The following is an 18010-nucleotide window of genomic DNA, read 5'->3' on the forward strand; positions in this document are numbered from 1 at the left end:
GCCATTTCATGGGCGAAGAGCGATTTGACATAGGCTTTTTGCGCGTCGGTGCGCGGTTCGACCAGTTTCTTGCGGGTCTTGATCTCGACCGGGCCGCCCTTGAACATTTCGAGCTGGTCGCCGTCGCGGGTGGCGGAGCCATCGAGATCGGCGCCCATGCGCAATTCGCGGTCCACATCGCCCGGGCCGACGGGCTTGCCGGATTCGAGCCGCTGATAGAGCGCCTGCAGCACCTCGATCGTGTCACGCGCGGCAATGGCGGCGCCGACCACCACGAGCTGATTGCCACGGCGCAGGATCTGCACGCTCATTTTCTGTTCGATATCAGCCAGATGGCGGTCATATTCACCGCACAGATCGATCAGCAGCCGATTGTCGGGAAATTCCACAACCGCTTCATGCAGCGCGTCGGGATCCGGGGGGGTGGGCAGCTGGGTGGTAACCAATAACATCTCCTGCGGGCGAGGGTCTGGAGGGATCGTGCCAAGAGCCGGGGGCAGGTGCAAGCGCCTTGCGCAAAATGTCATCGAACCGTGACGAAAAAAGCCGCAGGCGGGGGCCTGCGGCTGGATTTCGCGGCACGATCGCGCCGAGGGGCTTGTCAGACCGGGTCGAAGAGAGGTGAGCCGCCCTTGAAATCGCCGGTGGCGACCGTGGGCGGGGCCGAGCCGGAACAGACCGGCTTGCCGTATTTGTCGAGCCGCTGCGACAGGTAGCCTTCGAGGCCGTCATCGATGATCCAGTGGTCACAGCCGTTGGGATCGACCCAGATGCCGGCCTGAAGCTGGCTCAGGGACTTGCGGTCGAAGAGGCCGGTGTCCCGCGATTTGTCGGGGCCGACAGCGCAAGCCGACAGAAGGCACGCCACGGGGATCGCTGCGATGAGTTTGAGTTTTGTCATTGGTCCGCCTCCTTCAGCGCCAGCACAGGATTTCGACGCGGCGATTGGCGGCCATGCCCGCCGCCGTATTGTTCGACGCCTTGGGCGCACGTTCGCCCATGCCGCGCACATCGGCGATCCGGGCGCCGGTGCTGCGCGCGACAGAGGCCACGGCGTTGGCGCGGCGCAGCGACAGGTCCATGTTGTATTCATCAGAGGCGCGGCTGTCGGTATGGCCGACGATCGTGTAGGAGACAGCGCCGGTGCTGGCGAAGAAATTCGCGAGGTTCTGGCGGGCCGAATGGCCCAAGCGGGCGCTGTCAGTGGCGAAATACTGGTCGGTGTTGACGGTCCCGCACAGATTGGCCGTGCGGCAGACCGGGATGCCCTGACGGGTGACATGCGGGGTCATGTAGCCTTCGGCGCCATCATCCATCACCCAATGCTCGCAGCCATCGGGATCGACCCAGATGCCGGGCTGATAGACCTCGCCCTTGACGATGCGCTGGCCCTGTTGCGCCAGGCCTGCATCGGTGAAGACCAGCAGCGCGAGTGCTGCCGCGGCCAGACCACCGACCATAGATTTAATATTTTGCGGAAACTGTCGTGTCACAGCCCTGTCCCTCTTTAACCGGGTTCCCGAGACCGGGAACGCACTCACACCCAAAACGGCTATCACAGTAGTCAATTTAGGGAGATTACCAACTTTGCGGACAAAGTGAAGTGAAAAACCCCATATATTGTGTTGAATTTGGAAACAGTGCCTGAAATCCGCCACATTTGCCCGCAAGGCGCGGCACCACTACGCCCTGCGGTTGTCCGGTGGAAAACGGGCGAGGCCAGCGCCGATGGGCCAGACGGCGGCGCGGATCAGGCCCCGGAGGGCGCAACCAGCCTGCCGGCGAGCGAATTGGAGCCGCTTTCGGTGATCTCGACCCGGGCCAGATCGCCGGGCTGGAGCGGGCAATCGGCGACATGCACGGCATGCAGGTAGTCGGATTTGCCGACCATCTGCCCCGGCAGGCGGCCGGGCTTTTCGAAGAGCACGCCCACGGTGCGCCCGACCATCGCATCCTGGATGGCGCGCTGGTGATGGGTGATGCGGGCCTGAAGCCGGTGCAGACGGTCTGTCTTCACGTCTTCGTCCAGTTGCGCGCGTTCGGCGGCGGGGGTGCCGGGGCGCGTGGAATATTTGAAGGAATAGGCGTAGCCGTATTTCACCTCTTCGATCAGGTCCATGGTGGCCTGAAAATCGGCCTCGGTCTCTTCGGGGAAGCCGACGATGAAATCGCCCGACATCAGGATATCGGGGCGCGCGGCGCGGATGCGCTCGATCAGGCGCAGATAGCTTTCGGCGGTATGCTTGCGGTTCATTCGCTTGAGGATGCGGTCGGAGCCGGATTGCACGGGCAGATGCAGGTAGGGCATCAGCTTGGCGCAGGAGGCGTGGGCCTCGATCAGGTCATCGGCCATGTCGTTGGGATGCGAGGTGGTGAAGCGGATACGCTCGAGCCCGTCGATGGCGTCGAGCGCCCAGATCAGCCGGGCGAGCGACCAGTCCGAGCCGTCGGGGCCAGTGCCGTGATAGGCGTTGACGTTCTGGCCCAGCAGGGTGATTTCGCGCACGCCGCGATCCACAAGCTCGCGCGCCTCGTCGAGGATGCGGGCGGCGGGGCGACTGGCTTCGGCGCCGCGGGTATAGGGCACGACGCAGAAGGCGCAGAACTTGTCGCAGCCTTCCTGCACGGTGAGAAAGGCGGTGGGGCCGCGGCTGGCCTTGGGGCCACGGGTTTTCAGCGCCTCGAACTTGTCGTCGAGCGGAAAATCGGTGTCGAGGGCGCGCGCGCCGGTGCGGGTCTGCGCCTCGAGCTGCGGCAGGCGGTGATAGGATTGCGGCCCGACCACCAGATCGACCAGCGGCTGGCGGCGCATGATCTCGTCGCCCTCGGCCTGCGCCACGCAGCCGGCCACGCCGATCTTGAGATCGGGGCGGGCGTCCTTGAGGGGGCGGAAGCGGCCGAGTTCGGAATAGACCTTTTCCGCGGCTTTCTCGCGGATATGGCAGGTGTTGAGCAGGATCATGTCGGCGTCGTCGGGCGTATCGGTTTCCACATAGCCCGCGCTGCCCATGGCCTCGGCCATGCGCTCGCTGTCATAGACGTTCATCTGACAACCATAGGTCTTGATGTAGAGTTTCTTCGCCCCGGACATGGACCGCGCTCCCGCGTTGTTACAGGGCGCTGACCTACATCAGATCAGGGGTGTCTTGCAATGGAGGACGAATTGACGGAGTCTGCGCGCAAAACGGATGAGTGCGATGCGGTATACTGGTCTGAACGATTTTTTGAAACGTGGGGCGGAGGCGCTGGCGAAAGGTCCGGTGGCGGTGGTGCTGGTCGAGGACCGGGTCGAGGTGGGCTCGACGCTCAGGCATCATCTGGCTCTGGGGTTTCGCGAGGTGCTGGTGGTGATGCCGGCGGAATTCGATCTGCCGCCTGATGTGGAGGCGCTGGTGCACCGGATCGACCATAGCGTGATGGCGATGGGCGATCATGTGGAGGTCATCAACAGGTTGATCGCGGCGGCGCCGGGCATCTGGATGTATTACTGCTTCAATGCCGAATATCTGTTCTTTCCGTTCTGCGAGACCCGCAGCGTGGGCGAGATGCTGGCCTTTCATACCGAGGAACGGCGCGACGCGATGCTGAGCTACGTGGTCGATCTTTATGCGGGTGATCTTGCGGCGCATCCAGATGCGGTGTCGCTGGAGGATGCGCATCTGGACAGGTCGGGATATTATGCGCTGGCGCGCAATGATCCGGCCAATCACAACCATCCCAAGGAACGGCAGCTCGATTTCTTCGGCGGGCTGCGCTGGCGCTATGAGGAGCATATCCCCGCCGCGCGCCGCAAGATCGACCGCGTCGCCTTGTTCCGCGCCAAACAAGGCGTGAACCTGCGCGCCGATCACACCTTCACGGACGAGGAATACAACACCTATGCGTGCTCCTGGCATCACAACCTGACGGCGGCGATCGTGTCGTTCCGCACCGCCAAGGCGCTCAAGCGCAACCCGGGATCAACCTTTGATATCCACACCTTCAAATGGCACAATTCCACGCCGTTCGAGTGGCATTCGCGCCAATTGCTGGACCTTGGCCTGATGGAGCCGGGCCAGTGGTTCTGAGGGGCTGAGGCAAGGGCGCGGGTGGCCGCGAGCGACGCAATCGGTCGCAATTGCGCATCCAAGCGGCGCTGTGGCACGGACAGGCGGCGCGCATCGGGGTTACGCCGGGATCAGGGAGGAGACCAAAGCGGCCACGTGATCTGAAAGGATGCGCGATGATCCAGGTCTTGTCAGGTGTCTGGTCCTTGTTGCTGGGCATTGTCTTCATCATGCTGGGCAACGGCATGCATTTCACGCTGATCGGCCTGCGCGGCGGGATCGAGGCGTTTTCCTCGGCGGAACTAGCGATTGTCACCTCGGGGTATTTCGTGGGCTTTCTGTCGGGCGCGCGGCTGGCGCCGGGGCTGATCCGTCAGGTGGGGCATGTGCGGGTCTTCGCAGCGCTTGGCAGCCTGATGTCGGCGGGGTTGATCGCGTTTCCGCTGCTGACCGAGCCATGGGCCTGGACCATCCTGAGGCTGCTGGTGGGGTTCTGCATTTCGGGCGTTTACGTCACCGCTGAAAGCTGGCTGAACAATGCCGCGACCAACGAGACGCGGGGCGGCGTGCTGTCGGCTTACATGATGGCGCAGACGCTTGGCATCATCGGCGCGCAAGGGCTGCTGAACCTTGGGGATGCGGCGGGTGCGGGGCTGTTCATCGGGGCGTCGATCCTTGTGTCGCTGTCGCTGACGCCGATCCTGCTGGCGGCGACCCCGGTGCCAGCGGCGGCGGTCACACGGCCCATGGGGCTGAAGGCGCTTTATGCGGGATCGCCGCTTGGGACGGTGGGGATTTTCCTGCTGGGCGGGGTCTATGCCACGCAATCGGGCATGGGGGCTGTCTTTGCCACGCAGATCGGGATGAGTGCGGCGCAGGTATCGCTGTTCGTGGCCATGCTTTTTGCCGGGGCCTTGGTGCTGCAATATCCCATCGGCTGGCTGTCGGACCGGATGGACCGGCGGCGGCTGATCCTTGGGTCGGCGGTGCTGGGGGCTGCGGCCTGCGGGCTGGGCTGGGCCACGGAGGGCGATTTGTGGGCGCTGATGGCGTCGGCGTTTCTAGCGGGTGGCGTGACGACGCCGCTTTATGCGCTGCTGCTGGCCTATACCAATGATGCGCTGGATGCCGAGGACATGCCGGCGGCGTCGGGCGGTCTGGTCTTTACCTTCGGGCTGGGGGCGATCGCGGGGCCGCTGATCGCGGGCTGGGCGATGCAAGGGGGCGGGCCGTTCGCCTTCTGGCTGGTGCTGGCGGCGGTGTTCGGGGTGATCGCGGGCTATGCGCTTTACCGGATGACGCAGCGCGCGCCTGGGCCGGTGGACGAGACCGAAAGCTATCTGGGCGTGTTGCCCACGGCCACACCCGTGGCGGTGGAGGCGGCGGGCGCATGGGCCGCCGAGCAGGCCGAGGCCGAGCGGGAGGCCGAGGGGGTGGCGTAAGGACGCCCTGCCCTACGGCGGCCCGGTCCGGTGCGGCGCGTTACTGGCGCAGCTTGCGCACCAGCGTGCTGACCGGATCCATTTCGCCGTCATTCATGGAGGGCAACGTCGTGGTCGCCATGGACAGATAGGACTGGACATTCTGCGAGCCGCCGAGCGCCGAGGAGGCGAGAGCGGCCACATCCTGCATCTTGTCATGGACCGGAGGGGCGAGCGCCTTTTCCTGCCAGATCGCGGTCAGGACGCAGGCGAAGAGCGTCAGTTTCACCCAGCCTGCCAGACGTCTGGCGCGGTGGGATCGGGCCGCGTAAAGATCCTCTCGGGGAATGGGCGTCTGAAAAATGACTTGTGGTTCCATGCGCCGAGGATCACCGCGAAGCGTGGCGATTCCATGGCTCAATCCCGGCAAAAAGGAAGCGGTAGGCGGGCAGGATGCCCGCAAACCGCGGCGGTCACAGAGGTTTTCGGTCTCAGAGATTTTCGGCTTGGGGCATGCCCAGCACGTGATAGCCGCCATCGACATGGATCACCTCGCCCGAGGTGCAGGCGCCGGCATCCGAGGCCAGATAGACCGCCGTGCCGCCAATCGCCTCGAGCGTGGCATTGGCGCGCAGGGGGGCGTTGAGATCGGTGTGCTTGTAGGTCTTGCGCGCGCCGCCGATGGCCGCGCCGGCCAGCGTCTTCATCGGGCCGGGAGAGATCGCGTTGACGCGGATGCCGTCGGGGCCGAGATCATTGGCGAGATACCGCGTCGCGGATTCGAGCGCCGCCTTGGCCACGCCCATCACGTTGTAATTCGGCACGACCTTGTTGGAGCCCTGATAGGTCAGCGTCAAGAGCGTGCCGCCGTTCTGCTGCATCATCGGATAGGCGCGGCGCGCCACGTCGATGAAGGAATAGGCCGAGATTTCAAGGCTGTGCATGAAGTTGGCGCGGCTGGTGTTCATGAAGCGGCCGGTCAGTTCGGACTTGTCGGAATAGGCGATGGCATGGACCACGAAATCGATGGTGGGCCATGTCGCGGCCAGGGTCGAGAAGGCCGCATCGAGAGAGGCGTCATCGGTCACGTCCACGTCGAGCAGCAGGTCCGAGCCGACACTTGCGGCCAACGGCTCGACGCGTTTGCCAAAAGCCTCGCCCTGATAGGAGAAGGCCAGTTCCGCGCCGGCCTTGTGCATCGCGTTCGCGATGCCCCAGGCGATGGAGCGGTCATTGGCCACTCCCATGACGAGGCCGCGCTTGCCCTGCATCGAATTGCTCATGTGACGATACCCTACCCGTGAAATTTGCTGAGAAGCATGGAGCCGTTGGTGCCGCCGAAGCCGAAGCTGTTGGTCATCACCGTGTCGAGCCCCGCATTGTCGATGCGCGCGGTCGCGATTTCGGAGGCGTGCAGCGCGGGATCGAGGGTTTCGACGTTGATCGAAGGAATGATGAAGTCATTGTCCAGAGCCAGAAGGCAATAGATCGCCTCTTGTGCGCCGGTGGCGCCCTGGCTGTGACCTGTCATCGACTTGGTCGAGCTGATCGGCGGGGTGCTGCCTTCGCCGAAGATGCGGCGCACGGACTGAACCTCGCCCACATCGCCCACGGGGGTCGAGGTGCCATGCGCGTTGATATAGCTCACCTTGCGGCCTTCGGGCAGGGTGCTGAGCGCAAGGCGCATCGCGCGCTCGCCGCCCTCGCCCGAGGGGGCGACCATGTCGGCGCCGTCAGAGGTGGCACCGTAGCCGGTCACCTCGGCATAGATTTTCGCACCACGGGCCAGGGCGTGGTCGAGATCCTCGAGCACGACGATCCCGCCGCCGCCCGAAATCACGAAACCGTCGCGGTCGGCATCAAAGGCGCGGCTCGCCCGCTGGGGCGTGTCGTTATATTTGGAGCTCATCGCGCCCATCGCGTCGAAGAGGCAGGACAGGGTCCAGTCCAGTTCCTCGCCGCCGCCGGCGAACATCACGTCCTGTTTGCCCATCATGATCTGTTCGGCGGCATTGCCGATGCAATGCAAAGAGGTCGAGCAGGCCGAGGTGATCGAGTAGTTGATCCCCTTGATGCGGTAGGCGGTGCTGAGATTGGCCGAGATCGTGGAAGACATGCATTTGGGCACGGCGAAGGGCCCGATGCGCTTGGGGCTGCCCTTTTCGAGCACGGTCTGATGCGCCGCGAGCATCGCCGAGGTGGACGGCCCGCCCGATCCGGCGACAAGCCCGGTGCGCGGATTGACGATGTCGGCCTCGGTCAGGCCGGCATCGGCGATGGCCTGCCCCATGGCGATATGGGCATAGGCCGCGCCCGGCCCCATGAAGCGCAGGGTGCGCTTGTCCACATGCTCGGTCACGTCGATCTTGAGCGTGCCCGCCACCTGTGAGCGAAAGCCATGTTCCTGCATTTCGGGGCTGGCCTCGATGCCCGACGTGCCCGCCTTGAGGGCGGCCAGCACCTCGGAGGCAGTGTTGCCGATGGATGAGACGATCCCCAGACCCGTGACGACGACGCGACGCATGTTGCGCACTCCTTGTATTCAAGCGTGGGTTCAGTTTTCCGACAAGGCGACTTTCATGTCCTTGACCTGATATATCACTTCGCCGTCGGCTTCGACCCGGCCATCGGCGACGCCCATGGTCAGGCGTCTGGTTTGCACGGCTTTCGTGAAATCCACGTAATAGGTCAGCATCTTGCGGTCGGGGCGAACCATGCCGGTCAGCTTGACCTCGCCCACGCCAAGCGCATAGCCGCGCCCCGGCCAGCCGCGCCAGCCCAGATTGAAGCCGGTGAGCTGCCAAAGCCCGTCAAGGCCCAGACAGCCGGGCATGATCGGGTTTCCGGGGAAGTGGCATTCGAAGAACCATAGGTCAGGATGGATGTCGAACTCGGCCACAACGTGACCCTTGCCATGCGCGCCGCCATCCGCCGAGATATCGGTGATCCGGTCCATCATCAGCATGGGCGGTTCGGGAAGTTGGGCGTTGCCGGGGCCGAAAAGCTCGCCCCTTGCGCATTTGAGCAGGTCGTCGCGGTCGAAGCGGCTCGGATAATCGGCCATGCAGGCGGCCCCTTTCGTAGCTTTAGGGTTCGGTTGCAAACCCTGTATCACCGGGCCAAAGCCCGTTGCAAGCCTGTCAGAGCCGTGCGACAGCGTCGCGGGGTGATGGAATTTATTTGAAATATGGGGGGATGCCGCCCTATATTCCGAAATGACGAGACGAATTGAGGCTTACATGACACATCAAGCAACAGGCCGGGAGATCAGGTGGCTGACGGATGCCGGCCTGCGACCGACGCGGCAGCGCATGGCGCTGGCCACGATGCTGGTGGGGGATGGGCATCATCGGCATGTCACGGCAGAGAGCCTTTTCGCGGAAGCGCAAAAGCGCGGTGAGCGGGTGTCGCTGGCCACGGTCTACAACACGCTGCGGGCGTTTTGCGATGCGGGGCTTATTCAGGAAGTCACCGTGGACGGCTCGAAAAGCTATTTCGACACCAACACGCATGACCATCCGCATTTCTTCTGGGAAGACGAGAATCGTCTGACCGATGCGCCGTCGGATCAGTTGCAGATCGCGCAATTGCCGCAAGCGCCCGAAGGGGCCGAGATCGCCAGTGTCGATGTGGTGATCCGTCTGCGGCGCAAGAGCTGAGATTTCAGGACTGACGAACCGGGCCGAAGGGTCGAGGGATCTGGGAAAGGATGCCGATGCGCGCCGTGAGCTATTCGCATTTCGGGCCGGCCGATGAGGTTCTGGCGCTGGAGGACGTCGACACGCCCAAGCCGGGACCGGGAGAGGTGCTGGTCAGGCTGACCTTTTCCGGGGTGAACCCGTCGGATGCGAAGGCCCGCGCGGGCGGCCGGCCCGGTATCACGAAACCGCCCTTTGATCGAATCATTCCCCATTCCGATGGCGCGGGCGTCATCGAGGCGGTGGGCGATGGTGTGGACCACGCCCGGATCGGCGAGCGGGTCTGGATCTGGAACGGCCAGTGGCAGCGCGCTTTTGGTACCGCCGCCGAGTATATCGCCCTGCCGCAAGCGCAGGCGGTGCCCCTGCCCGAGGCGGTGAGCCTTGAGGTCGGGGCGAGTTTGGGTATTCCGGGGCTGACGGCCTGTCAGACGGTGTTCGGCGGTGGCGATGTGGCGGGCAAGACGCTGCTGATTTCCGGCGGCGCGGGGGCTGTGGGGCATAACGCGGTGCAACTGGCGGCATGGGCGGGGGCACAGGTGATCGCCACGTCTTCGGCTGGGGCCATGGACCGGGTGCGCGACGCGGGGGCTGCGCATGTGTTCGACTATGCCGATCCCGACCTTGCCGCGAAGATCATGGACACGACGGGGGGCCAGGGCGTGGCGCGCGCCATCGAGGTGGAGTTTGGCGTGAACGCCCCCCTTCTGGCGCAAGTGATGGCGCCGCTTGGCACGATTGCGGCCTATGGGTCGGGCAAGGACATGGCCCCTGCCCTGCCGTTCGGGCCGTACCTCTTCAAGGCGCTGAAGATCGACATCACGCTGATCTATATTCTGCCCCTGCCCGAGCGTCAGGCGATGATCGCCAAGCTGCATGAGGCGCTTGAGGCAGGCGCGCTGAGGCCCGAGATCGGCGCGACCTTCCCGCTGGAGGCCTGCGCAGAGGCTCAGGATGCGGTGATGACGCCGGGGCGCGCGGGTGCCGTGCTGCTGGAGCTTGGCTGAGAACCGGGCGCGGCGCAGCGGTCAAAGCGTGCCGGTCACGGCTTGGGGCCAAGGCCCGACAGACCCGGACGGGTGATGTGCTGGCGCGCGGCGGACAGCCCGGCCTCGAACCCTTCGGCATCGCCGTAATCGACGAATTGCGCGTAATAGGCGTGATAAGAGCCGATGCGGGCGGCGTGTTTTATCGGGCACCAATAGGCCTCGGTGCGGCCTGCGACCTCCTGCACATAGCCGATCAGCCCGTTGCAATAGCCGCAATAGATGCAGTTCAGCTTTTGCAGCGCATTGAGATAGGCAAGATGGTGGCGGTCGATGCGGATGAAATCGCGGCGCCGGACCTTTTCGATACCGTAGACCGGAAAGCAGAGCGCCTGATAGAGCGACACCAGCAGATCGAGCAGCACGAACGGCACGATCAGGCTGTAGATCGCCGGTGCGGTGAGCAGCACCATGGGTCGCGTGCCGCGCAGGAAGGTCGCGAGCCCGACGCGCAGGGCGCGGTGCCGCGCGCGGATGTCTTTTTCGAACACGACACGGCCATTTTCGAGCCGGTAGCGGAACGCCTCGCGGCGGCGGTGGAGGTCCTGCTCGAGCTCGTCCTGAAGCTCGCGGATGCGGGCGAGCAGGGTTTCGGCGGGCGATGTCATGGGCGGCTCTCCGGCTGGGTGCGGGGAGCACAGGGTAGCGAGGCACGTGGGCCGTGGCCAGCCTTTTGGGCGGCGGTCGCGCCGGTTGCTCGAAAGGCTGCGCGGAGCGCCGAAACGACACCGGCGCGCGCAGCTGACTGCACGCGCCGGGACGAAACGGTTGGTGCCGCGCCGTGATCGCCGGGATCAGGCGATTTCGACCAGTTCGATGGCGAAGGTGAGGTCCTTGCCGGCAAGCGGGTGGTTGGCGTCGAGCGTCACTTGGTCTTCGGTCACTTCGATCACGGTCACCGGCATGACCTGTCCCTGAGGGGTCTGCACCTGAAGCTGGGTGCCCAGATCGAGCGGGATGTCGGCGGGGATGTCGGCGCGCGGCACCGCCTGGCGGGCGTTGGGATCAGGATGGCCATAGGCCTGATCGGCGGGCACTTCGACGGTTTTCTTGTCGCCCACGGCCATGCCGGGAAGGGCTTGATCGAGACCAGGGATGATCTGACCGGAGCCCACGGTGAATTCCAGCGGATCGCGACCTTCGGAGCTGTCGAAGGTGGCGCCATCGGTCAGGGTGCCGGTATAGTGAATGCGGACGGTATCGCCCTCTTTGACTTGCGTCATGCGTTTTTCCAATCTTGTTCGTGAAGGGGGGTGGGTTTGCAAGGCCGCGCATCTGGCGCGGGTGCTTGTGCGTTTCAACCGCAAGCCTAGTGACTCGCGCCACGGATTGCAAACCATCTGCTGACGGGAACAGATGGGCTTTCGGCGCGCGGCGATCCATGCCAGTCTCGGCCCGCAACACCGGAGGGCTCATGGCTATCACAACCTGCATCTTCGACGCCTATGGCACGCTTTTCGACGTGGCCGCCGCCGCGCGGATCGCGGCCAATGAACCGGGCCGAGAGACATTCGCCACGCACTGGCCGAAAATCGCCGCGGATTGGCGGCTCAAGCAATTGCAATACACCTGGCTGCGCGCGGTCATGGATCAGCACACCGATTTCTGGGATGTGACGCAAGACGGGCTGGACTGGGCGTTGGAGGCCAGCGGGCTGGAGGGCGATGCCGAGCTGCGCGCGCGCCTGCTGCAGCTTTATCACGAGCTGGCGGCCTATCCGGAGGTGCCCGAGATGCTGAGCGCGCTGAAACTGCAGGGCAAGGCCACGGCGATCCTGTCGAACGGCTCGCCGGGGATGCTGCAGGGCGCTGTCGCGTCGGCTGGCATCGGCGATCGCTTGGACGATGTGCTGTCGGTCGAGGATGTGGGCGTCTTCAAGCCGGCGCGCGCGGTCTATGACATGGTGGGCGCGCGGTTCGGCTGTGCGCCGGGCGAGGTGCTTTTCGTGTCGTCGAACGGCTGGGATGCGGCGGCGGCGGCGGAATACGGCTTTGTGACCGCATGGGTCAACCGCGCGGGCGAGCCGGTGGACCGCCTGCCCGCCCGCCCGCATCACATCCTGAAGGATCTCACCGACATCCCGAAGCTGACGGTGGGCTGAGCATGGCACGTTTCACCACGAGCGATGGGCTGAGCCTTTATTACGAGGACGAGGGCGACAGAGGCGCCCAGGCGGCGCTCTGCCTTGCGGGGCTCACGCGCAATGCCCGCGATTTCGATTTCGTGGCCCCGCATCTGCGCGACTGCCGCCTGATCCGGATGGATTACCGGGGGCGCGGCCTGTCGGACCGGGATGCCGATTGCATGAATTACAACATCGTGCGCGAGGCGCAGGATGCGGTGGAGCTGCTGGATCATCTTGGGCTGAAAAGGGTCGTACTGATTGGCACCTCGCGCGGCGGGCTGATCGCGATGGCGCTGTCGCTGAGCCATGCCGAGAGGCTGGCGGGCGTGGTGCTCAACGATATCGGCCCCGAGGTGAGCGCCGAAGGGATCGCACGGATCATGGACTATGTCGGCAAGACGCCGGACCTGCCCGATCTGAATACCGCCGCCGAGCGGCTGAAAGCCGTTCATGCAAGCGATTTTCCCGGCGTGCCGCTGGAGCGCTGGCGGGCGCAGGCCGAAGCGATGTTCGAGGAGCGCGCAGGCGGCGGGCTGGCACTGCGCTATGATCCGGAGTTGCGGCGCGCGCTGGTGGGACAGGCGGGCGCAGGCGAAGGCCCGGATCTGTGGACGCTCTTCGATCATCTGAGCCACACACCGCTGGCGGTGATCCGGGGCGCCAATTCGGACCTGCTGAGCGAGGCGACGCTGGAGAAGATGGCGGCGCGCCATCCCGGCCTGATCGCGCGGACCGTGCCGGATCGGGGCCATGTGCCGTTTCTGGATGAAGAGGAAAGCCTGGCCGCGATCCGCGCCGTTCTGGAGCAGGCAAAATGAGCGATATCGCGATGATCCGCGCCGCCGCCGCAAGGCTCGAGGGGCATGTGCGGCGCACGCCGCTGTTGTCCTCACCGTTTCTGGACGAGATCGCGGGACGGCGGGTTCTGGTCAAGCCGGAATGCCTGCAACATACGGGCAGTTTCAAGTATCGCGGCGGGCGCGCGGCGGTGTCGGCGCTGGAGCCGGAGCTGCGGGCGCGCGGGGTGATCGCCTTTTCCAGCGGCAATCACGCGCAGGGCGTGGCGCTGGCGGCGCGCCAATTCGGCGTGCCGGCGGTGATCATCATGCCCGCCGATGCGCCACGCATGAAGATCGACAATACCCGCGCGCTTGGTGCGGAGGTGGTGCTGTATGATCGTGCGGGCGGCGAGAGCCGCGAGGAGATCGGTGCGGCGCTGACCGAGGCGCGGGGCCTCACGCTCATCAAGCCCTATGACGAGCCACAGGTGATCGCGGGGCAAGGCACCTGCGGGCTGGAGATCGCCGAGCAGGTGCGCGCGGCCGGTGTGGAGCGGGCCGATGTGCTGGTGTGCTGCGGCGGTGGCGGGCTCACCTCAGGCGTTGCGCTGGCGCTCGAGGCCGAGGCGCCGGGCCTGCGGGTGCGGCCCTGCGAGCCGGAGGGGTTCGACGATGTGGCGAGATCACTGAAAGAGGGCCGGATCGTGGAGAACGCGCAGACGTCGGGCGGGATCTGCGATGCGATCGTGACGCCACGCCCCGGCGATCTGACCTTTCCGATATTGCAACGGCTGTGCGGTCCGGGTCTGGTGGTCAGCGAGGACGAGGCCCTGCAGGCGATGGCGCTGGCCTTTGCAAGGCTCAAGCTGGTGGCCGAGCCGGGGGGCGCCGTGGCGCTGGCGGCGGCGCTGCTGAGACCCGAGGCCGTCGAGGGCGACGCGGTGATCTGCGTCATTACCGGCGGCAATGTGGATGCGGCGCTGTTCCGTCACGCGCTGGAGCGGCACGGGGACGCCTGACGGGCGGCGGAGGCCGCGGATCGGAGGCCGGGGGGTCAGCCCCCCCGGGGACCCCCGGATATTTGCCGCCAGAAGAAACAGGCGGCCTGTGCAGGCCGGGGCGCGGATTTGAGCCAGATCATCGACATCAATGCGACAAGCCGGCTTTCGTTGCGCCTGTGCGGTGATGACGTGGAGGGGCTCATGCGCAAGATATGGCAAGGCGCGGGCATATGGCCCGGCGAGTGGAAGCACGCGCCATGCTGAGCATGGCCCAACATATCGAGCGGGTGCTCGGCACGCTGTCGTCGGGGTCAGCGGCGGCGTGATCCCGGCTGGCCGCGTCCTGGCACCGGTCGTTCCGGGCGCATGGGTTTGATCCGGCGCATCGGCGCGAGGTGCGGCAGGTGACCGGGAAGGAGCTGCGCGACCGGCGCGATGCGCAGGGCGCGTTTCTGGAGCTTGCGGCGCCGCAGATGGACAGTCTTTTCGGCCTGATCGGCCGGTCCGGCTGTGGCGTGCTGCTGACCGATGCAGAAGGCGTGGTGCTGGAGCTGCGCTGTGCGGAGGGCGATGCGCAGGTGTTTCGGGACTGGGGGCTGCGGCCCGGCGCGGATTGGAGCGAAGCCGCCGAGGGGACCAATGGCATCGGCACCTGTCTGGCGGAGAACCGGCCGCTCAGCATTCACCGGGACCAGCATTTCCAGGCGCGAAATATCGGCATGAGCTGCATGGATGCGCCGATCAGACCGAGGGGTTCAACGGCTTGATCGCGGCGAAACTCCGGCGTCGGTCTGTTCCCGTCTCCCTTAGAATACCTCATAGTTCCTCAGTTGGTGCTCTCCACTGTTCCAGGGCAAGTCCGAGTCCAGGCTTTTTCTGAGGCACGGCTGAAGCAAGACAAGGATCGGGTACGGCGCGAGGCGGGCCGCGCCCGATTGCCGTTCGGGGGGATGCCTCCGGCGGGAGTATTTGAGGAACGATGAAAGTGCGGGCGGGTCGGGTCCGGACCTGTGGCGGCTGCGCGAAGGGGAAGATGGGGAGGTGCGGCTCGAGGGCCAGTGGCTCGACCCTGTGGCGTGACCCTGTGGCTTGACCCTGTGGCGCAGTCTCGGCCATGTAGGCGGCGCACCCAAGAGGAGACCTGCCCCATGACACTGGCCGATCTGGGAGATCTGCGGCTGCATTACCGGGAGGATGGAGATCCGGCCGGAGCGCCGGTGGTCTTTGCCAATGCGCTTGGCACCGACCTGAGGCTTTGGGATGCGGTGGTGCCGCGCTTGCCGGAGGGGCTGAGGATCATCCGCTATGACAAGCGCGGGCATGGGCTGAGCGAGTGTCCGCCGACGCCTTATGCGATGGGCGCTCTGGTGCGCGATGCGGAGCGGCTTCTGGATCATCTGGGGGTGCGCGACTGCGTCTTCGTCGGGCTGTCCATCGGCGGGCTGATCGCGCAGGGGCTGGCGGTCAAGCGGCTGGACCTGGTGCGCGGAATGGTGCTGTCGAACACGGCGGCGAAGATCGGTCACCCGCGGATGTGGCAGGAGCGGATCGAGCAGGTCCGGCAGGGCGGGCTGGAGGCGCTGGCGGATGAGGTGATGGAGCGCTGGTTCTCGCGCGCCTTTCGCGAGCACGATCCGGATTTTCCGCTGTGGAGGACCATGCTGACACGCTGCCCGGCGGAGGGATATATCGGCTGTGCGGCGGCGATTGCGGGCACGGATTTCTATACGCCCACCAGCGGGCTGCGCCTGCCGACGCTTGGCATTGCGGGATCGGAGGATCGGTCGACGCCGCCTGATCTGGTGCGCGAGACCGTGGAGTTGATCCACGGCGCGAAGTTCGAGCTGATCCGAAAGGCGGGACATCTGCCTTGTGTCGACAGCCCAGAGGTTTATGCCGAGGTGTTGACGGAATTTCTTGGGGAGATCGGCCATGGCTGAGATCGTTTTGGTGCATGGCTCGTGCCATGGGGCGTGGTGCTGGCGCGACCTCAAGCCGGAGCTTGCCGGCTTCGGCCACCGGGTGCGGGCGATCGATTTGCCGGGGCATGGGCAGAGCCCCTGCCCCATCGAGGAGGTCACGCTGGAGGCCTATGCCGACGCGGTTCTTGCCGCAGTGGACCGGCCGGCCCTCGTGGTCGGGCATTCCATGGCGGGTTTCGCCATTGCGGCGGCGGCCCAGAAGGCGCCCGAGAAGATCGAGAGGCTGGTGTTTCTATGCGCTTATGCGCCGCGGGACGGGCTGTCGTTGGTGGATATGCGGATGGAGGCGCCGCGCCAGCCGCTGCTGGCCGCGATCGAAAAGACCGAGGATGGTCTGGGCTTTGTCTTTCGCGAGGACCGGATCCAAGATGCGCTCTATCACGATTGTCCGGAGGGTACGGTCGCCTATGCCGCCGAGCATCTGTGCGTTCAGGCGATCCGCCCGCAGGCGACGCCGATCCGGCTGGGGGCCAATTACGAGGGCGTCAGGAAATCCTATATCCGCTGCACGCAAGATCGCGCGATCCCGCCCGAATATCAGGAGGCGATGACGGCCGGCTGGCCCAGCGAGGATCTGTACGCCCTGCCACTTGGTCATTCGCCGTTCTTTGCCGATCCCAAAGGGCTGGCGGCCCTGCTGGACCGGATCGCGCGGGAAACCTGACGGCGCGGGACTTGCGAGAAGCGGCTTGCACCTTGGGTCGCAAGGGGTAACCCTGAGCGGGGCAGATGCGGGAGGATATCATGCAGACCATCAAGGCGGCCGTGTGCCACCGGTTCGGAGAGCCGCTCACCATAGAAGAGGTGAGGCTGCGCGCGCCGGGCACGAGCGAGATCGAGGTGACGCTGGATGCGGTGGCGATCTGCCATTCGGATATCTCGTTCGCCGATGGCGCATGGGGCGGCAGCCTGCCTGCGGTTTATGGCCACGAGGCGGCGGGGCATGTGAGCGGCCTTGGTGCGGATGTCCCGGGGATCACCCTGGGCGATCCGGTGGTGGTCACGCTGATCCGGGCCTGTGGGCAATGTCCAAGCTGCGGCGCGGGACGGCCCACGGGCTGCGAGATGTCACATGACGGCGATCACGGCCCGCTGAGCACCATGGGTGGCGGTATGCTGCATCAGGCGATGGCCTGCGGGGCGTTTGCCGAAAAGGTGGTGGTCCACCGCTCGCAAGTTGCGCGGATTCCCGGGGACATGCCGATGGATGCGGCCTGCCTTCTGGCCTGCGGGGTGATCACCGGGGTTGGTGCCGTGGTCAATGCGGCAGGCCTGCGCGCGGGGCAGGATGTGGTGGTGATCGGCGCGGGCGGCGTCGGGCTGAACGCCATTCAGGGCGCGCGGATCGCGGGCGCACGCCGGATCGTGGCGGTGGACATGGTGCCGGCCAAGCTGGAGGATGCGCGGGCCTTCGGCGCCACGGATACGGTGATGGCGAGCGATCCAAAACCATGGCGCGCGGCCAAGGCGGCGATGGGGCGCGGCGCGGATGCCGTGCTGGTCACCGTGGGGGCGGCGGCGGTCTATGACGCGGCGCCCCGCTATCTGGCAGGGGGCGGCAAGGTGATCATGGTGGGCATGCCGCCAAGCGGCGCCACGGCAGAGTACGAGCCGGTGAGTTTCGCCTATACCGGGCAATCACTGATCGGATCGAAGATGGGCGAGGTGGTGATCAGCCGGGATATTCCGTGGATGATCGACATGTATGGCCAGGGGCGCCTGAAGCTGGATGAGCTGATCTCGAGGCGGTGGAGCCTTGAGCAGATCAACGAGGCCATTGCCGACACGCGCGCCGGCACCGCGCGCCGCAATGTGATCGTCTTCGGGTAAGTTCGGGCCTGTGCTGCGGCTGCGATCGTTTGTAGCGTCTTGAGGGAGAGCCTTTGGGGGCCATGGCCCGCCTTGCATGTGA

At 65.5% G+C, this 18010-nt stretch carries 21 protein-coding genes; 11 read left to right on the top strand and 10 right to left on the bottom strand.

Features of this window, described 5'->3' with window-relative positions; all coding sequences use genetic code 11:
* The 4 genes from RAZWK3B_RS08170 to miaB form a co-directional block, all read right to left on the bottom strand.
* Positions 1-446 (bottom strand): PhoH family protein (locus tag RAZWK3B_RS08170; RefSeq protein WP_007814025.1); only part of this gene is annotated, 446 nt, incomplete at its 3' end.
* Between the two features lie 155 nt (positions 447-601).
* Positions 602-901: a hypothetical protein gene (locus RAZWK3B_RS08175; protein WP_007814027.1), complete on the bottom strand. Its 300-nt coding sequence runs from the start codon at positions 899-901 to the stop codon at positions 602-604.
* 13 nt (positions 902-914) lie between these two features.
* Positions 915-1460 carry an OmpA family protein gene (locus RAZWK3B_RS08180; protein WP_007814029.1) on the bottom strand — a complete coding sequence of 182 codons (546 nt, stop codon included), beginning with the start codon at positions 1458-1460 and terminating at the stop codon, positions 915-917.
* 290 nt (positions 1461-1750) lie between these two features.
* On the bottom strand, positions 1751-3091 hold the full coding sequence (gene miaB / locus RAZWK3B_RS08185) for a tRNA (N6-isopentenyl adenosine(37)-C2)-methylthiotransferase MiaB (RefSeq protein WP_007814031.1): 1341 nt from the start codon (positions 3089-3091) through the stop codon (positions 1751-1753).
* 106 nt (positions 3092-3197) lie between these two features.
* On the opposite strand from miaB, the gene RAZWK3B_RS08190 reads away from it, so the two are divergent.
* A complete protein-coding gene (locus RAZWK3B_RS08190) occupies positions 3198-4067 on the top strand; it encodes a glycosyltransferase family protein (RefSeq protein ID WP_007814032.1) in 870 nt (289 codons plus the stop codon).
* 155 nt (positions 4068-4222) lie between these two features.
* Positions 4223-5488, top strand: coding sequence for an MFS transporter (locus RAZWK3B_RS08195; RefSeq protein WP_007814034.1), 1266 nt, complete (start codon positions 4223-4225; stop codon positions 5486-5488).
* Between the two features lie 40 nt (positions 5489-5528).
* On the opposite strand, the gene RAZWK3B_RS08200 is transcribed toward RAZWK3B_RS08195, so the two are convergent.
* The 4 genes from RAZWK3B_RS08200 to fabA form a co-directional block, all read right to left on the bottom strand.
* The gene (locus RAZWK3B_RS08200) at positions 5529-5846 is read right to left on the bottom strand and encodes a hypothetical protein (protein ID WP_007814036.1); all 318 of its coding nucleotides are present in this window, start codon (positions 5844-5846) and stop codon (positions 5529-5531) included.
* A gap of 112 nt (positions 5847-5958) precedes the next feature.
* Entirely contained in the window at positions 5959-6750 is a 792-nt protein-coding gene (locus RAZWK3B_RS08205; RefSeq protein ID WP_007814037.1) for an enoyl-ACP reductase FabI, read from the bottom strand.
* Positions 6751-6761: 11 nt separating this feature from the next.
* A complete protein-coding gene (fabB, locus tag RAZWK3B_RS08210; protein ID WP_007814039.1) occupies positions 6762-7991 on the bottom strand; it encodes a beta-ketoacyl-ACP synthase I in 1230 nt (409 codons plus the stop codon).
* 30 nt (positions 7992-8021) lie between these two features.
* On the bottom strand, positions 8022-8531 hold the full coding sequence (gene fabA / locus RAZWK3B_RS08215; protein ID WP_007814040.1) for a bifunctional 3-hydroxydecanoyl-ACP dehydratase/trans-2-decenoyl-ACP isomerase: 510 nt from the start codon (positions 8529-8531) through the stop codon (positions 8022-8024).
* Between the two features lie 175 nt (positions 8532-8706).
* Here fabA and irrA point away from each other — a divergent pair, with 175 nt between their 5' ends.
* Both irrA and RAZWK3B_RS08225 read left to right on the top strand, forming a co-directional pair.
* Positions 8707-9126, top strand: coding sequence for an iron response transcriptional regulator IrrA (gene irrA / locus RAZWK3B_RS08220; protein ID WP_007814043.1), 420 nt, complete (start codon positions 8707-8709; stop codon positions 9124-9126).
* Positions 9127-9182: 56 nt separating this feature from the next.
* Complete coding sequence (locus RAZWK3B_RS08225; RefSeq protein ID WP_007814045.1) at positions 9183-10172, top strand: NADPH:quinone reductase; 990 nt, start codon at positions 9183-9185, stop codon at positions 10170-10172.
* 35 nt (positions 10173-10207) lie between these two features.
* Here RAZWK3B_RS08225 and RAZWK3B_RS08230 read toward each other — a convergent pair whose 3' ends face one another.
* Together RAZWK3B_RS08230 and RAZWK3B_RS08235 are read right to left on the bottom strand one after the other, a co-directional pair.
* On the bottom strand, positions 10208-10819 hold the full coding sequence (locus RAZWK3B_RS08230) for a hypothetical protein (RefSeq protein ID WP_007814047.1): 612 nt from the start codon (positions 10817-10819) through the stop codon (positions 10208-10210).
* A 186-nt stretch (positions 10820-11005) separates the two neighbouring features.
* Entirely contained in the window at positions 11006-11434 is a 429-nt protein-coding gene (locus tag RAZWK3B_RS08235) for an FKBP-type peptidyl-prolyl cis-trans isomerase (RefSeq protein WP_007814049.1), read from the bottom strand.
* A gap of 191 nt (positions 11435-11625) precedes the next feature.
* Here RAZWK3B_RS08235 and RAZWK3B_RS08240 point away from each other — a divergent pair, with 191 nt between their 5' ends.
* The 7 genes from RAZWK3B_RS08240 (at position 11626) to RAZWK3B_RS08270 (ending at position 17928) form a co-directional block, all read left to right on the top strand.
* A complete protein-coding gene (locus tag RAZWK3B_RS08240) occupies positions 11626-12312 on the top strand; it encodes a haloacid dehalogenase type II (RefSeq protein WP_007814051.1) in 687 nt (228 codons plus the stop codon).
* A 2-nt stretch (positions 12313-12314) separates the two neighbouring features.
* A complete protein-coding gene (locus tag RAZWK3B_RS08245) occupies positions 12315-13154 on the top strand; it encodes an alpha/beta fold hydrolase (RefSeq protein ID WP_007814053.1) in 840 nt (279 codons plus the stop codon).
* On the top strand, positions 13151-14134 hold the full coding sequence (locus RAZWK3B_RS08250) for a threonine ammonia-lyase (RefSeq protein ID WP_007814055.1): 984 nt from the start codon (positions 13151-13153) through the stop codon (positions 14132-14134). Before RAZWK3B_RS08245 ends, RAZWK3B_RS08250 begins: the two co-directional genes overlap by 4 nt.
* 314 nt (positions 14135-14448) lie before the next feature.
* Positions 14449-14883 carry a GAF domain-containing protein gene (locus RAZWK3B_RS08255; RefSeq protein ID WP_083799064.1) on the top strand — a complete coding sequence of 145 codons (435 nt, stop codon included), beginning with the start codon at positions 14449-14451 and terminating at the stop codon, positions 14881-14883.
* A 381-nt stretch (positions 14884-15264) separates the two neighbouring features.
* The gene (gene pcaD / locus RAZWK3B_RS08260) at positions 15265-16056 is read left to right on the top strand and encodes a 3-oxoadipate enol-lactonase (RefSeq protein WP_007814061.1); all 792 of its coding nucleotides are present in this window, start codon (positions 15265-15267) and stop codon (positions 16054-16056) included.
* A complete protein-coding gene (locus RAZWK3B_RS08265; protein WP_007814063.1) occupies positions 16049-16762 on the top strand; it encodes an alpha/beta fold hydrolase in 714 nt (237 codons plus the stop codon). Before pcaD ends, RAZWK3B_RS08265 begins: the two co-directional genes overlap by 8 nt.
* An 80-nt stretch (positions 16763-16842) precedes the next feature.
* Complete coding sequence (locus RAZWK3B_RS08270) at positions 16843-17928, top strand: zinc-binding dehydrogenase (RefSeq protein ID WP_037295449.1); 1086 nt, start codon at positions 16843-16845, stop codon at positions 17926-17928.
* Positions 17929-18010: the final 82 nt, after the last annotated feature.

Source organism: Roseobacter sp. AzwK-3b, assembly GCF_000170875.1.
In the GTDB taxonomy this organism is placed as follows: Bacteria; Pseudomonadota; Alphaproteobacteria; order Rhodobacterales; family Rhodobacteraceae; genus Roseovarius; species Roseovarius litoreus.

Coding starts and splice junctions, on each gene's coding strand:
- RAZWK3B_RS08190 (WP_007814032.1), top strand. CDS start 3,198: ATGCGGTATACTGGTCTGAACGATTTTTTGAAACGTGGGGCGGAGGCG.
- RAZWK3B_RS08250 (WP_007814055.1), top strand. CDS start 13,151: ATGAGCGATATCGCGATGATCCGCGCCGCCGCCGCAAGGCTCGAGGGG.
- RAZWK3B_RS08265 (WP_007814063.1), top strand. CDS start 16,049: ATGGCTGAGATCGTTTTGGTGCATGGCTCGTGCCATGGGGCGTGGTGC.
- RAZWK3B_RS08225 (WP_007814045.1), top strand. CDS start 9,183: ATGCGCGCCGTGAGCTATTCGCATTTCGGGCCGGCCGATGAGGTTCTG.
- fabB (WP_007814039.1), bottom strand. CDS start 7,991: ATGCGTCGCGTCGTCGTCACGGGTCTGGGGATCGTCTCATCCATCGGC.
- RAZWK3B_RS08175 (WP_007814027.1), bottom strand. CDS start 901: ATGACAAAACTCAAACTCATCGCAGCGATCCCCGTGGCGTGCCTTCTG.
- fabA (WP_007814040.1), bottom strand. CDS start 8,531: ATGGCCGATTATCCGAGCCGCTTCGACCGCGACGACCTGCTCAAATGC.
- irrA (WP_007814043.1), top strand. CDS start 8,707: ATGACACATCAAGCAACAGGCCGGGAGATCAGGTGGCTGACGGATGCC.
- miaB (WP_007814031.1), bottom strand. CDS start 3,091: ATGTCCGGGGCGAAGAAACTCTACATCAAGACCTATGGTTGTCAGATG.
- RAZWK3B_RS08270 (WP_037295449.1), top strand. CDS start 16,843: ATGCAGACCATCAAGGCGGCCGTGTGCCACCGGTTCGGAGAGCCGCTC.
- RAZWK3B_RS08240 (WP_007814051.1), top strand. CDS start 11,626: ATGGCTATCACAACCTGCATCTTCGACGCCTATGGCACGCTTTTCGAC.
- RAZWK3B_RS08180 (WP_007814029.1), bottom strand. CDS start 1,460: ATGGTCGGTGGTCTGGCCGCGGCAGCACTCGCGCTGCTGGTCTTCACC.
- RAZWK3B_RS08195 (WP_007814034.1), top strand. CDS start 4,223: ATGATCCAGGTCTTGTCAGGTGTCTGGTCCTTGTTGCTGGGCATTGTC.
- RAZWK3B_RS08245 (WP_007814053.1), top strand. CDS start 12,315: ATGGCACGTTTCACCACGAGCGATGGGCTGAGCCTTTATTACGAGGAC.
- RAZWK3B_RS08205 (WP_007814037.1), bottom strand. CDS start 6,750: ATGAGCAATTCGATGCAGGGCAAGCGCGGCCTCGTCATGGGAGTGGCC.
- RAZWK3B_RS08235 (WP_007814049.1), bottom strand. CDS start 11,434: ATGACGCAAGTCAAAGAGGGCGATACCGTCCGCATTCACTATACCGGC.
- pcaD (WP_007814061.1), top strand. CDS start 15,265: ATGACACTGGCCGATCTGGGAGATCTGCGGCTGCATTACCGGGAGGAT.
- RAZWK3B_RS08230 (WP_007814047.1), bottom strand. CDS start 10,819: ATGACATCGCCCGCCGAAACCCTGCTCGCCCGCATCCGCGAGCTTCAG.
- RAZWK3B_RS08200 (WP_007814036.1), bottom strand. CDS start 5,846: ATGGAACCACAAGTCATTTTTCAGACGCCCATTCCCCGAGAGGATCTT.